Origin of the sequence: Microbacterium deferens, from assembly GCF_045517775.1 — a bacterium.
Lineage (GTDB): Bacteria > Actinomycetota > Actinomycetes > Actinomycetales > Microbacteriaceae > Microbacterium.
The window spans coordinates 1050263-1063810 of the sequence record NZ_JBEUWT010000001.1; the positions used below are offsets into that span (position 1 = coordinate 1050263).

Below are 13548 nucleotides of genomic sequence, written 5' to 3' on the forward strand. Positions count from 1 at the left end.
GCCGAGCGTTGACGAATTGCGGACGACCGGGTACATGCGACGGATGCTGCGTCCCGGGGCGCGCCGGACGCTTCGACAGGCTCAGCGGCCGGCCTGGAGGCGGTCCCTGAGCTCGTCGAAGGGTCCGCGGGCCTAGTCGGCGGACGCCAGCATCCGGTCTGCGGTGCGCAGCGACATCGCCATGATGGTCGGCGCCGGGTTCGCGGCCAGGGAGCTCGGGAAGACCGAGTTGTCGCTGATCCAGAGGTTCGGGATGTCGTGCGACCGACCGTCGGCATCGACCACGCCGTCGCCCGGGTCGCTCGACATGCGGCACGTTCCCACGGTGTGCGCGGTACGGGTCAGCACGATGGTGTCGCTCGCCCCGGCGGCGCGCATGATGCTCTCCATCGTGCGGGTGGCGTGAGCGTCGAGCGCTTTCTCGTTCGCACCGGCGGTGAAGTCGATTCGTGCGCGCGGGATGCCCCACTCGTCGAGTTCGTCGACGAGTTCGAGCCGGTTGGCCTCCGCCGGCAGGCACTCCCCGTTCATGCCGATGCCGGCGTAGAAGCGCGCGTCGAGGGCACGCTCGACGAGCTCACGGCCCCACACCCCACCCCCGCGCGCGAGGGTGGTCGCGTACGTGAGCGGCATGACTCCGAGGCTCTGCAGAAGGTAGCCGCCGGCGAAATCGGCATCCGCGGGTCTCAGCATGTCTTCGCTGATGAGCGACGACGGGTAACCGCGGTACGCGCGCACGGCCTCGTCGAAACGCCCCCAGACCTGAGTCGCCCCGTGAGCGAGGAAGTTTCGCCCGACCTGGCCGCTCGAATTCGCGAGCCCGGTGTGCAGCAGCAGGCGCGGGGTCTCGATGCCTCCCGCGGCGAGCACGAGGGCGCGGCAGCGCTGGCGCCGTTCGACGCCGTCTCGGCGGTAGACGACGGCTTCCACGTGACCGCGAGCGTCGAGCTCGATGCCGTACACCATCGACTCCGCGCGGATCTCGGCGCCGAGCGCGATCGCGGCGGGCAGGTACGTCGTCGCCATGGTGGCCTTCGCACTGAATCGACAGCCCTGATGACACGCGCCGCACGACTGGCAGGAGCCGCGCTCACCCAGGTACGGCTGCAGCCGGGCGCGCGTGAGCACCGCGGCCGGGGCGTCGGCGGTGCGGATGCCGAGGGCGTCGGCTCCGCGCGCGACGATGTCGGCCGAGCCGTTGCGGGCCGGGGCCTTGTACGCGTAGGCGCGGTCGGAGTCCCACGGGTAGGGCACGGGCCCCGAGACGCCGATGTCGCCCTCGACGCGGACGACGTAGCGCAACAGCTCTTCCGGGTCGAGCGGCCAGTCGCGCCCCTCGCCCGTTTCGCTGCGCAGGCGCAGGTCGCGCCGGTCGGGGCGGGGCGCGAAGGCGCCCCAGTGCAGGGTCGAGCCGCCCACCCCGATGCCGCTGTTGTTCGCACCGAACGCGGTGGGGCCTGCTCCCCCGCTCAGCCGCTCCGACATCCAGTTGATGCGCACCGCCTCGGTCTCGTCGGTCGTGAAGTCATCGAGGTCGAAGTTGCGGCCCGCCTCGAAGGCGACCGCGCTCAGGCCGCGACGGGCCATTTCGGCGAGAAGCGGGGCGCCGCCGGCTCCCGTTCCGACGACGACGACGTCGACGATCTCGTCATCGGCGTAGGCGCGCATGTTCTCGAGGTTCACGCGTTCACCCCCGCCGGCTCCCACGCGTCTCGCGTTCCGCTCCCGAGTTCGCCGAACCCGCGCAGCGGCAGCACGGTGCCGCCCGTGGCGAACCCGTCGAATCCCGCCTTCGCCGCGGTGGCGGGGTGGGCGAGCCACTGCCGCACGAGATCGACCCGCACGTCTTCCAGCCAGGCTGCCAGCTGCGTGGCGGAGAACGGTCCGCCCGCCTCGAGCTCACCCTCGATCGCGGCGCGGAGGGTCTCCTCCCCCGCCCAGCGGTCGGCGAGCGCCGTGAGCCCGGTGCGGTAGGCCTCGGGGTCGGGCGGCAGCGCTGCGTTCCGCCACCCGTCGCCCTCGCCGCGCGAGAGCTGGGCATCGACGCGAGCGGCCAGGTCGATCGCCGGGCCGTCCTGCGGCACCACGAGGTCGGCGATCTCGCGCAGCAGCGTCAGCTGCGCCGCATCCATCACCCGCGGGGCATACTCGGCGTCGTCGGGCAGAGAGCGCCGAGACAGGATGCTGCGCACCTCGACGTCGACGCGATCCGAGGCGATCAGGCGGGCCCATTCCTCGGGCACCGCCGGGGCCGGCGCGATCTCGCGCGCGACGAAGTCGGCGAGCTGCCCGGCCCGGGCTCGGGGGAAGGTGCGCGAGACCGCCCGTACATCTTCGGACACTCCTCGCTCGCGCGGGCTCCCGGTGCCCGTTTCGACCTCATCCGCCCGGTTCGTCCGAGGTTGTGCGCCCGCGAGAACGCACGTCGGGAGGTCGAACGCCTCGGCTCCGAGGTCGCCCTCGGGCTCCGCCAGCACCACCCCGACAAGCCCGAACACGGGCGCCTCGCCGCTGAGCAGCCGCTCCACGACCGCGGCGACGACCGCGGCCTCCGCTCCCGCACCGGCGACCACGAAGCGTCGGCCGTCATAGGAGGCCAGCTGCGCGATGACGTGATCGAGATCTGCGCGTTCGACCGGGCGCACGTCGAGTTCGCCGTCGGTCGACCCCGCCCACTCCGCGAAGCCCGGCAGGGCGCAGACGACGACGGGCGTACGCGTGTTCGAAACCACCATGGCCTCAACACTCGGGCACCGCGCGAGTTTTCGGGGCGGCTTGCGTTCGGCCCCGGCATCCCTCTACGCGTCTCCCGCGCAGCATCCGTCGCTATCCCCTGAGATGCCAAGACACCCGGAGCGCGCCCCCCACCCATCCGGGTGTCGTGGCATCTCGACGGGCGATACGCGGGTGCTACGGCGTGACCATCCCGCCGTTGACGTTGAGCGTCTCGCCCGAGACGTAGCTCGACTCGGCCGACGCGAGGAACACGAACGCGGGTGCGATCTCGGCGGGCTGCCCGGCGCGCTGGTAGGTGCTCTCGTCGTCGAAGGCCTTCATCTGCTCGTCCGAGACGCCGCCGCTGACCTGCAGCGCCGACCAGGTCGGGCCGGGCGCGACCACGTTCACCCGGATGCCGCGGGGTGCCAACTGCTGCGCGAGACCCTTCGACAGGTTGTTCACGGCGGCCTTGGTCGCCGCGTAGTCGAGCCGGTCGGGCGCGGGCTTGTACGCCTCCAGCGACGCGGTGTTGATGATGCTCGCACCGGCCGGCAGGTGCGCGAGCGCGGCCTTGGTGATCCAGAAGTTGGCGAACACGTTCGTGCGGAAGGTCTCTTCGAACTGCTCGTCGCTGAGGTCTTCCACGCGGTCGACGGCCACCTGCTTGCCGGCATTGTTCACGAGGATGTCGAGTCCGCCGAGCGCTTCGACCGCCTCGGCGACGAGCGCACGGCAGGCCGCCGCATCCGAGATGTCGGTTGCGATCGACACGCCGGTGCGTCCGGCCTCGCGAACGAGCTCGAGCACGTGATCGGCGTCGGCCTGCTCGTCGGGCAGGTGCACGATCGCGACGTCGGCGCCCTCGCGCGCGAACGCGATCGCCACGGCACCGCCGATGCCGGAGTCGCCGCCCGTGATGAGGGCCTTCCGGCCGGTGAGGCGACCGCTTCCGCGGTACGACGTCTCGCCGAGGTCGGGCACGGGGGTCATCTCGCCCTGCACGCCCGGCTCGCTCTGGTGCTGCACGGGCGGCTCGACGCGGGCGTAGCGGGTGACGGGGTTGTCGAAGGTGTACTGATCAGCCATGCCCGGAACGTTAGGCGCTCACCCCGGGCTCGGGCCCACCCTTGCGCTCAGCGGCGCGTGGTGCCAGTGGGCGGGGTCTGGCCGGCGTTCTTCGCCTGGCGCGAGCGCCAGAGCTTGCGCGCGATCGGGTACAGCACGGGGGCGAAGCGGAGCAGGAAGCGGAACATGCGTGACTCATCTCTCGGGGGAAGCCCTCACCGTAGGTCGCGACGATCCGGGTGACCCCGGGCTTGCGCTCGACCCGCCCCCGGCGTATCCCGCGAGACCGGATGCTGCGCAGCCGCGGCCGCCACGCCGCATCCGCCCCCGGCGTTCCCGGCACAGGAGAAGGCGCGCACGCAGGATGCTGCGCCGCGCATCGTCCTACGCCGGCGCCTCCTCCTACGCCCGCCCGCCCCGAGACGCCGAAGGGCCGACCCCGCACGGCGGCAGGATCGGCCCGAACGTGGTGACGTGTCAGCCGCGCACGGAGGGGCCGCCCCGCCAGGACGGCGAGGTCGGCCCCTCTGCGGTTTCTGCCTCAGACGCGCGGCAGCTGCGGGGGCTGCGGCGGACGCTGGGGCTGGCTGCGGGTGGCAGCCTGCGCCTGGTGTGCGGCCTGCGAGGCCTGGTCGGCGACCGAGGGAGCCTTCTGCGCTTCCTGCTGGATCTTCGGCGCTTCTTCTTCCGCCTTGGTCAGCAGAGCTTCCCATCGCTGCTGCATGGGCTTGATGAGGCCTCCGCCCGCGCCGACGATGATGACTCCGGCGATGATCGCGAGAACCGCGATGAGAATCGGCGTCGTCACGGTCGTGGCCACCTCGACCTGGTTCAGCGCGGCAGTGATGCCGAGGAACAGGATGAAGATCGCGACGATGTTGCCGAGGATCTTTCCGTACGACAGCCCGCCGAGGGTGTTCTGGATGAGCGCCTTGGCACCGGCCGCGATGGCCGCGGCGATCACGACGATGATGATCGCGACGATGATCTTCGGCAGGAACGCGATGATGCCCTCGAGGAGGTCGCTGACCGGGTTGGGCCCGAAGACTCCGAAGGCGAACTGCAGCACGAACAGCACGAGCGCGTAGTAGACGATCTTGGCGACGATGTCGGAGGCGTCGAGCTTCGACTTCGCGAGGGCCTTCTTGATGCCGCCGCGTTCGACGAGCCGGTCGAATCCGACCTTCTCCAGCAGTTTCTCGAGGCCCTTGGAGATCAGCTTCGCGACGACGAGGCCGACGACGAGGATGAGCAGGAACAGCAGAGCCAGCGGCACGAACGCGATGACGGCCGCAAGCCCCCCTTCCAGCGCTTGGGGAAAGTTCATGATTGTCCCTTCAGGACGAAGATGCGAAAACTTACAGCGTAAGTCTCTCCCGTCGGCGGATAGCCCACTCTCGGTAGACAGCGGTGCGCAAACGCGATAATGGGACGACCGCGAAGGAGGCGACTCGGTGGCACGTCAGACGAAGAAGCCGGGGCGCCCCTCGGAGCCGAAGCTGCGTCGCGACCTGATCCTCGCGACCGCGCTGGGCCAGATCGATCGCACCGGTGCCCAGGGGCTGTCCATGAGATCGCTCGCGCAAGAGCTCGGCGTCGAGGCGATGTCTCTCTATCGCTACGTGCACGGGCGGGAGGATCTGCTCGAGGGCGTCGTCGCGTTGCTGATGGCCGACCTCAGCGCGAACCTCGTCGGCGAGGTGACCGACCACTGGCAGGGGTTCTTGCAGACGGTCGCGCACCAGGTGCGCCGTATCGCGATCGAGCACCCGATGGCGTTTCCCCTCGTCGCCACCCGCCACCCCGCCGCCCCCTGGCTGCGCCCGCCGCTGCGCAGCGTCGAGATCGTGAACTCGTTCCTCAGCACGCTGATCGGGCACGGTTTCACCGACCAGCAGGCCGTCGACGCCTACCGATCGTTCAGCAGTTTCCTTCTCGGGCAGCTGCTTCTCGAATCGGCCGTACGCGGAGCCGAGACGGGACCCGTCGAAGAGCCGCTCGACGAGGGAGACGCGACGATTCCCGAGGGCGACGGCGAGATGAACCTGTCCGAGGCCCCGGAGGTGAGCCGGCTGCGGGTGCTGCTCAGCGAAGACCGCAGCGACGAGGAGTTCGAGGTCTCGCTCGAGAACCTGCTCGACCGTCTGAGTCGAGACCTCTCGCAGTGACGCACCCGACGCGAAACGGGGCCCATCGCGGTGATGAGCCCCGTCTCGCGGTGACGCCGCGTCGTCGTCAGTCGGCGGAGCGTCGGCGACGACGAACGACCAGCAGTGCCCCGCCGCCGAGAAGCAGCACCACGCCGAGGGCGAAGACCCACGGGGCGATCTGCCCGCCGGTGACGGCGAGGGGCGTGAGCACGGGGTGCGCTGTCTCGCTCGCCGGAGGGGTGATCGTGACGCCGCCCGGGGGTGTGGCCGTCGCCACGGCGACGTTCTTCAGCGTCTGTCCGGCGGCGTCGGCCTTCACGGTGACCGAGTAGGTCACGGTGACGGTCTCGCCCTCCGCGAGCGATCCGGTCCATGCCAGCTGCGTGCCCGTGCGCACCGGGGCGGCGACCGTGCGGTCTCCGACCGTGGCCACGACGTCGTCGGTGAATGCGGCGTGCGACAGCACCTGCCCGAGGTCGTCGGTGATGACGACCTCGTCGAGCGCGGTCTCACCGGTGTTCGTGCCGGTGAGGGTGTAGGTCACGACGCTACCGGCGGCGACGACCGCACCGGATCCCGGGTTCGACGACTTCTCGAACGCGAAACCGGGCGTGCCGACGGGGTGCTCGGTGCTCGTCGGAGGCGGCGTGATGACGGCTCCTCCCGGGGGCACCGCGACGCCGTCGACCACGTTCGTGATCGTCGTGCCGCCCGCGTCGCCGTTCACCGTCACCGAGTAGCTGATCGTGACCCGCTCGCCGACGGCCAGCGGCCCGCGCCATGAGAGCGTGTCGCCGTCGACCGCGGGGGCCTCGACCGCCGATCCTCCCACCGATGCGACCGCGTCGTCGTTGTAGGCGGCGTTCGCACGCACGGCCGAGAGGTCATCGCTGATCACCACCGGGTCGAGCGCGGTCTCGCCGGTGTTGATGCCGGTCACCGTGTAGGTGATGACGCTGCCCGGGTCGACGCGGGTGCCCGACGCGGGGTCGGCGGTCTTGACGAGCGCGAAACCGGGTTCCTTGACCGGATGCTGCGTGGTCGCCGGCGGCGTCTCGATCGGCGGCACGCCGCCCGGAGGCGTGGCCGAGCCGGTCGCGATGTTCTTGAGCACCGCTCCCCCGGCGTCGGCATCGACCGTCACCGAGTAGGTGACCGTCACGGTCTGCCCCACGGCGAGCGCACCCGTCCACGACAGCCGTCCTTCGGCGACGGAGGGAGCCGTGCTCGCCGAGCCGTCGATGGTCGCGGTCGCATCGTCGTTGTACTCCGCGTGGTCGAGCACGCCCGACAGGTCGTCGACGATCGTCACCGGGTCGAGCGCGGTCTCACCCGTGTTGACGCCGGTCACCGTGTAGGTGATGACGCTGCCGGGGTCGACGGCGGTGCCGGTCGCGGGGTCGGCGCTCTTCGACACCGAGAACCCGGGCAGGTTCACGGGGGTCTTCGTCGTGCTGGGTGGCGGGGTGATCTCCTCGCCTCCGGGGGGCGTGGCCGTCGCGCGGGCCGAGTTCGCCAGAACGGTGCCCGCAGCATCCGGCCCCACCGTCACCGTGTAGCGGACGGTGACGGCCTGGCCGACCTCGAGAGAACCGGTCCACGTGAGCTCGTCGCCGGCGACCGCGGGCGCCACGGCGGGCTCTCCGTTGATCGTCGCGACGGCATCGTCGTTGTACGACGAGTGCGCGAGTACGCCCGAGAGGTCGTCGACGATGTCGACGGGATCGAGCGCCGTCTCACCGGTGTTGGTGCCCGTGAGGGTGTAGGTGAGCACCTGGCCGGGGTCGACCGCGGTACCGGATGCCGGGTCGACCGTCTTCGCGAACGTGAAGCCGGGCTGGTTGACCGGGTGCTCGGTGGTCACGGTCGGCGGCACGACGGGAACGCCGGGCGTCGTCGGGCTGTCGGGGTCGCTCGGGTCTTCGGGCATGAGCGGGGTCGCTTCGCCCGACACCGAGTTGTCGATGAGTTCGCCGCCCGCGTCGGACGCCACGGTCACCGAATAGGTGATCACCACAGCGGCGCCCGGTGCGAGCGTTCCGTTCCAGGTGAGAGTGTTGCCCGTCACCGCTGCGTCGCCACGGTCGGCCGAGACGTCGCCGTTGTAGGCCGCGTTCGCGAGCACGCCCGACAGGTCGTCGGTGAGGTCGACGGGCTCGAGCGTCGTGTCGCCCGTGTTCGTGCCGGTCACCGTGTAGCGGATCACGCTGCCGGGGTCGACGCGCGTGCCGCTGGCGGGGTCGGCCGACTTGGCGATCTCGAAACCGGGGTTCACGACCGGGTGCTCGGTGGTCGCCGGAGGCGGCGTCACGGGCTCACCCGGGGTGGTCGGGCCGTCGGGATCGGTCGGGTCTTCGGGAATGAGCGGCGTACCCACTCCCTCGACGGTGTTGCGCAGCAGCACGCCGGTCGCATCGTCGTTCACGGTCACCGTGTAGGTGATGACGACCTCGCCGCCGGGGGCGAGGGTGCCACGCCAGGTGAGCGTGTTCCCGTCTGCGAGAACCTCGCCGACCGTCGCCGAGACGTCGTCGTTGTACCGAGCGCTCTCCAGAACGGCCGACAGGTCGTCGCTGATCGATGCCGGGTCGAGCACGGTGTTGCCCGTGTTCGTACCCGTCACGGTGTACGTGATCGTGTCGCCGGCCCGCACGGCGGTGCCCGAGGCGGGGTCGGCCGACTTGACGATCTCGAAGCCGTTGTCGACGACGGGATGCTGCGTCTCGGCCGGCGGCGGAGTAAGCGGCGTGCCCGGGGTCGTCGGGCTTCCGGGGTCGGTCGGGTCGACGGGGATCCGCGGCGTGGCGTCACCGGTCACGGAGTTGCGCAGCAGCGCGGTGCGCACCCCCTCGTCGACCGTCACCGAGTAGGTGATGGTCACCGACGCACCCGGCGGGAGAGATCCGTTCCAGGTGAGCTCGTCGCCCGCGATGCTCGCGTTCCCGCGATCGGCCGCGACGTCGTCGTTGTAGCGGGTGTTGTCGAGCACCGCCGAGAGGTCGTCGGCGATCTCGACGGGGTCGAGCAGGGTGTCACCGGTGTTGGTCGCGACGATCGTGTAGGCGATCGTGTCGCCGGCCTCCACGGCCGTTCCCGAGGCCGGGTCGGCCGTCTTGCTGATCGTGAAGCCCGATCCGATGACCGGATGCTGCGTCGTGACCGTCGGCGGCACGATCGGCTCGCCGGGGATCGGCGGACCACTCGGGTCTTCCGGGTTCGGGGTGGTGGGGGTGCCCGACCCCGTGGCCGAGTTGTCGAGCACCTGGCCCGAGGCGTCGTCGGCGACGGTCGCGGAGTAGGTGATGGTGATGATGTCACCGGGCTGCAGCGCGCCGGTCCACGTCAGGTCGTCCTGTGCGATGGCGGCGGCGCCCGAGGTCACCTCGACACCGTTGATGGCGGTGACGATGTCGTCGTTGTACTTGGCGTGTGCGAAGACGCCCGACAGGTCGTCGGTGATCGTCGCGGGGTCGAGCGCGGTGGCGCCCGTGTTCGTGCCGGTCACCGTGTATTCGATGGTCTGCCCGGGCTCGACGACGGTGCCGGATGCGGGGTCGGCGGTCTTGGCGATCTCGAAGCCGGCGACGGGGTTCTCTGTCGTCACGACGGGAGGGATGACCGGCGGGAACGGACCGGGAGGGGTACCCGAGGCGGTCACGCTGTTGGCGATCTTCTCGCCCGCGACGCCCTCGTTGACGATGACCGAGTAGGTGATCGTCACGATCTGGCCGGGTTCGAGCGCCCCGGTCCAGGCGAGGTCGTCGCCGGTGATCGTCGCGGCGTCGGTCGAGACGGGGGTGCCGTCGATCGCGGTCGCCACGTCGTCCTGGTACTCGGCGTGCGCTCGCACATCCGAGAGGTCGTCCGCGACGGTGACGGGGTCGAGCACCGTGTTGCCGGTGTTCTCCGCCTCTACCGTGTAGGTGATCTTCTGACCCGCGGCGACAGGCGTGCCGCCGGCCGGGTCCGAGGTCTTGCGCAACTCCAGGTCGGGCGTCAGGCGGTCGTTGACGAACGTGCACACCACCTCGGTGCCGAGGTCGCCCGCGGGCTGCACGACCCGGTCGCCCGAGAGCACCGTCACCGGTGTTGTCGTGCCGTCGGAGTTCTGCTGCACACAGCTCAACGACGATGCGTATCGGTCGAGATCCGTGGTGCCGGCGGCGGATTCGGACAGGGTGAAGGTATCGCCCTGGTTGGTGAAGACCGGTCCGGCGTATTCGGCCTGCACGCCCGTCGCGGTGCCGGTGGTGGTGGTGCTCGTGCGCGGCACGAGATACCCGCTCGGCGCGTCGACGGTGAGGGCGAACTGGTCGGTGGACGCGTGCCGTCCTCCCGGTACGTCCTTCTTCAGCGTGAGCGTGTTCGGGAACGTGCAGCTCGCCATGTCGGTCGGCGCGAAGCTGCCGAGGCTGGTGGTGTTGACCGTCACGCCTCGCCCGAGATCGACCTCGATGATGCGATTGCCGCCCCCACTGACCGAGACGAAGATGTGGCCCAGGTTGCCGAACGCGATGCCGTTGCCCTGGATCCCCGCGCCCATGTCGTGCACCTGCTTGGCACTGATCGTGGCCGTGCTCGGGGTGAGGGCGAGCGGCAGATCTGCGGAGTAGATGTAGCTGTCTGCGACGATGACGAGCTGGCCCGAGGCGCTGAACGCCATGTCGCCGTTCAGACCGAAGGCGCCGCTGCCGGCCGAGGGGCGCAACGTACCGACCTGCACGAAGGTCTGCGGCGAGACGCTCTCGTTCCACGCGTAGATGTTGATGGCGTTGTCGATGGTGCCGCTGGCGAAGTAGTAGACGCCGGTGGCCGGGTGCACGGCGCCGCGCAGCACGGAGGAGTTCAGGGTGAAGTTCGTGCGCGTCGTCGTGTCGGTGGCGCGGTCGTGCTTCGCCAGGGTCTTGTTCGCCGAGGAGTTCGTCACGGTGTAGGCGTACCGGCCTCCCGCCGACACCCCGAGGCCGTTGTCGGAGTGACCGGAGCCGAAGCTCGTGCCGCCGAGGGTGCCGCCGTTCGTGGTGACATCGAACTCGCGCACCTCCGTCGAGCTCTGCACGAACACCGATCCGGGGGTGCAGGAGAACGGATCGGCGGCGACGGCGGGCGCCGCCGTGACCGCTCCTGCGACGACGAGCGACGAGGCGACGACGGCGGCGCTGGCCAGCAGGCCGACGGCCTTCCTCCAGGCGCTCGGTCGCCGATCACCGGTCGAGCGGTGCGGATTCGCGAGGACGCGATGGCGCTTTTGGGCGCGACGAAATGACACGTGGCTACTCCCCAGATCGTCGACGAGGAGCACGCGGGCGCGCGAAATCGAGAATCGCCGCGCGACGTGGCCTCAGCCGGAGTGACTCAGCGCACGCCTCAGCGGTGTGCGCATCTACTTCGGCCACCGTACCTGTTTACATGCGGTCCACGCAACGCGAACCCGGCGCAACCCTCTCGTCCGGCACTCTGCGCGTCACCGGCGTAGGCGAAGACACGCAGGCAGGACGATCCTCCGCGAATCGTCCTACGTCGGCGCCATCGCCTACGCTCGCGATGCAGCGCGCACGCGAAACCAGAGGCTCAGCTCGCGCACGGCCCGCAGCGTGGCGGTGGCATCGTCGCCCACCTCGAGGTCGTCGAAGGTGTCGCGAAACGCCGGCGGCTTCTGTTCCCGTGGCTCCGAGATCGGCTCGTACCCCATCGTCCACGCGGCGAACTGGCGCTCAGTGATGGGCTCTTCGAACAGCATCCGCATCTTCGTGTGCCGCGGGTCGCGGCCGATTCTCTCGACCACCTCACGCACCGCCGACTCGGGGCCTTCGAGCACCTGCACGAACCGGCCGCCGCGGTACAGCAGCATCCCGGTGAGATCGTGGCGCTCGTTGTTCGCTCGGCTTTGCCGAAGCAGGGCGAGCAGCCTTTCGTCGTCGAAAGGTTCGACGGCGCTGCTCGAGTAGAGGATCGACAGCAACCCTGCGGTCATCGCCGGCGCGACCGCTCGGAGGCCTCCACCTCGGTCAGGGCCTCCATCGCCGCTGTCAAATCGGCGAAGAGCCCCACCTCTCGGGAGTAGAGGTCGCACGCCAGCCAGCGGCCGTCGCGCTGCCGATCGATGTAGCCGAGGAATTCTCCGCCCCTGCTGCCCACGTGAAAGCCGTCCTCCACGCGCGCCCAGACGGCCCCCGCTTCGGGACGATCGACCTCCACCGTGTTCACTCGCTTCTCCGATGCTCGAGACCCTCCGCTGAGGAGTCGTTTCCGAACATAATCGCGACATCCGACACCGAACGGGGCATACCGATCGAACGGGAGTGTGTGCTACGGGGGTCGCGAACGGATGCTGCGTCGGCAGCGCTGATCGAGTTCGAGCCCAGCGGCGACTCCGCCTCAGCCCCGCTCGAGCCGCGCCAGCGCGTGCTCCGGGGCCATGCCGTAGTTGTAGGCGTCGACGCGGTCGGCCCCGGCGGCGATTGCGGCGGCCTCCTTCTCGCGCCAGTGCGAGGCCGAGGTCGTGTCGGGGTGGCCGGGGCGCAGGATCACGCGCAGTTCGCACCTGCCGATCGCCGCCCGCACCGACGCGACGTCGACGTGCAGTCGCGCAGGGTCTTGCGCGTATCCGAGCACGGCGTAGGCGTCCACCGCAGAGGCGACGGCTGCCGGATCGATCGCGAGCCGCCAGGCCTGGTCGGCGGCGGGCGCGCCCTGCGGGCGTCCGTCGTCGTAGCCGAGCACGGCCCCCGTCAGGTCCATGAACACGAGCCGCTGCCCGCGGGAGCGCACGATGGCCGCGACCTCGCCGGCGAGTTCTGTCACCGCCCGCTCGCGGGCGGCGAGGAACCCGAGAAGGTCGTCTCCGATCGCGTCGACGAGGGCGTCTCGCGTGGCCGGGAGCGCCGCGGCACCCGCCCACGCCGCATCCACTCGCTCCCTGCAGCGCGCCGCGAGCGACGCGGTATCGACGTCGCCCGCACGGTCGATGCACGCCTCGCAGAAACAGAGGCTCATCAGGGTCTCGTCGCCCGCGCTCACCGGAGCGAAGCTGCGTTCGTGGTGGTGGCCGTGGCCGAAGGTCTGCTGGCTCAGGGCCTCCGCGACGACGTCGAGCCCGCGCGACGAGACGTCGTCGGCGAGCGCCCGCGCGTAGGCGCGGGCGAGGGGTGCCGCGGGGCAGAGGTTCGACAGGATCCGGTCGCCGAAGCAGTTCTCCGTCGCCGCAGACGGATGCTGCTCGCCGAGACCGGTGTTGTGCAGGAACACCGTCCACGACTCGACGGCGGGCCGGTCGGGCGCGGCGAGCAGCTCGGCCACCGCCGCCCTCTCTTGCGCGGACTGCACGGACGGTCGCATCGGCGAGTTCGCCCACTTCTCGCTGTCGGGTTCGAAGAACACTCCGTCGCGCCGATACCTCAGTCGCGGCCCCCTCGGATGGGGCAGCACGTCACGGGCCTGATGGTAGGCGAGAGCCACGGCGAGCGTGTCGAATCCGCCGGCCCGGGCGTCGTCGATCACGCGGGCGACACCGTCGTCGACGAGGTCGCTGGGAAAGGTGTAGAGGCTGGCGGAGCGGGTCTGCGGCGGCATCGTGCTGTCTCCTCGGCGTGTAAACGTAATGTTTCCGTACTTG

The 13548-nt window shown here is 70.4% G+C and carries 9 protein-coding genes; 1 reads left to right on the top strand and 8 read right to left on the bottom strand.

The features are described from left to right. Positions 1-132: 132 nt before the first annotated feature. The 4 genes from ABTU82_RS05055 to ABTU82_RS05070 all read right to left on the bottom strand — a co-directional run bounded on the left by ABTU82_RS05055 (position 133) and on the right by ABTU82_RS05070 (position 5110). A complete protein-coding gene (locus tag ABTU82_RS05055) occupies positions 133-1683 on the bottom strand; it encodes a GMC oxidoreductase (protein WP_407172136.1) in 1551 nt (516 codons plus the stop codon). Continuing rightward, complete coding sequence (locus tag ABTU82_RS05060) at positions 1680-2735, bottom strand: hypothetical protein (RefSeq protein ID WP_407172137.1); 1056 nt, start codon at positions 2733-2735, stop codon at positions 1680-1682. The genes ABTU82_RS05055 and ABTU82_RS05060 overlap by 4 nt, the downstream gene beginning before the upstream one ends. A 175-nt stretch (positions 2736-2910) precedes the next feature. Continuing rightward, positions 2911-3804 (bottom strand): SDR family oxidoreductase, encoded by an 894-nt coding sequence (locus ABTU82_RS05065; RefSeq protein WP_407172138.1) that lies wholly within the window; start codon positions 3802-3804, stop codon positions 2911-2913. 520 nt (positions 3805-4324) lie between these two features. Next, the gene (locus ABTU82_RS05070; RefSeq protein ID WP_116648564.1) at positions 4325-5110 is read right to left on the bottom strand and encodes a mechanosensitive ion channel family protein; all 786 of its coding nucleotides are present in this window, start codon (positions 5108-5110) and stop codon (positions 4325-4327) included. A 127-nt stretch (positions 5111-5237) separates the two neighbouring features. Here ABTU82_RS05070 and ABTU82_RS05075 point away from each other — a divergent pair, with 127 nt between their 5' ends. Further along, positions 5238-5951, top strand: coding sequence for a TetR/AcrR family transcriptional regulator (locus tag ABTU82_RS05075; RefSeq protein ID WP_407172140.1), 714 nt, complete (start codon positions 5238-5240; stop codon positions 5949-5951). A 67-nt stretch (positions 5952-6018) separates the two neighbouring features. Here the strand turns inward: ABTU82_RS05075 and ABTU82_RS05080 are convergent, their stop codons facing one another. The 4 genes from ABTU82_RS05080 to ABTU82_RS05095 form a co-directional block, all read right to left on the bottom strand. Further along, the gene (locus ABTU82_RS05080; RefSeq protein WP_407172142.1) at positions 6019-11202 is read right to left on the bottom strand and encodes a DUF7927 domain-containing protein; all 5184 of its coding nucleotides are present in this window, start codon (positions 11200-11202) and stop codon (positions 6019-6021) included. Positions 11203-11466: 264 nt separating this feature from the next. Continuing rightward, positions 11467-11907: a BLUF domain-containing protein gene (locus ABTU82_RS05085; RefSeq protein ID WP_407172143.1), complete on the bottom strand. Its 441-nt coding sequence runs from the start codon at positions 11905-11907 to the stop codon at positions 11467-11469. Further along, positions 11904-12140 (bottom strand): hypothetical protein, encoded by a 237-nt coding sequence (locus tag ABTU82_RS05090; RefSeq protein WP_240606957.1) that lies wholly within the window; start codon positions 12138-12140, stop codon positions 11904-11906. Before ABTU82_RS05090 ends, ABTU82_RS05085 begins: the two co-directional genes overlap by 4 nt. A gap of 171 nt (positions 12141-12311) precedes the next feature. Continuing rightward, a complete protein-coding gene (locus ABTU82_RS05095) occupies positions 12312-13505 on the bottom strand; it encodes a hypothetical protein (protein ID WP_407172144.1) in 1194 nt (397 codons plus the stop codon). Between the last annotated feature and the right edge of the window lie 43 nt (positions 13506-13548).

What these genes read in the sequence shown, in the direction of transcription:
- ABTU82_RS05060 (WP_407172137.1), bottom strand. Translation starts at nt 2,735, where the DNA reads ATGGTGGTTTCGAACACGCGTACGCCCGTCGTCGTCTGCGCCCTGCCG.
- ABTU82_RS05065 (WP_407172138.1), bottom strand. Translation starts at nt 3,804, where the DNA reads ATGGCTGATCAGTACACCTTCGACAACCCCGTCACCCGCTACGCCCGC.
- ABTU82_RS05070 (WP_116648564.1), bottom strand. Translation starts at nt 5,110, where the DNA reads ATGAACTTTCCCCAAGCGCTGGAAGGGGGGCTTGCGGCCGTCATCGCG.
- ABTU82_RS05085 (WP_407172143.1), bottom strand. Translation starts at nt 11,907, where the DNA reads ATGACCGCAGGGTTGCTGTCGATCCTCTACTCGAGCAGCGCCGTCGAA.
- ABTU82_RS05095 (WP_407172144.1), bottom strand. Translation starts at nt 13,505, where the DNA reads ATGCCGCCGCAGACCCGCTCCGCCAGCCTCTACACCTTTCCCAGCGAC.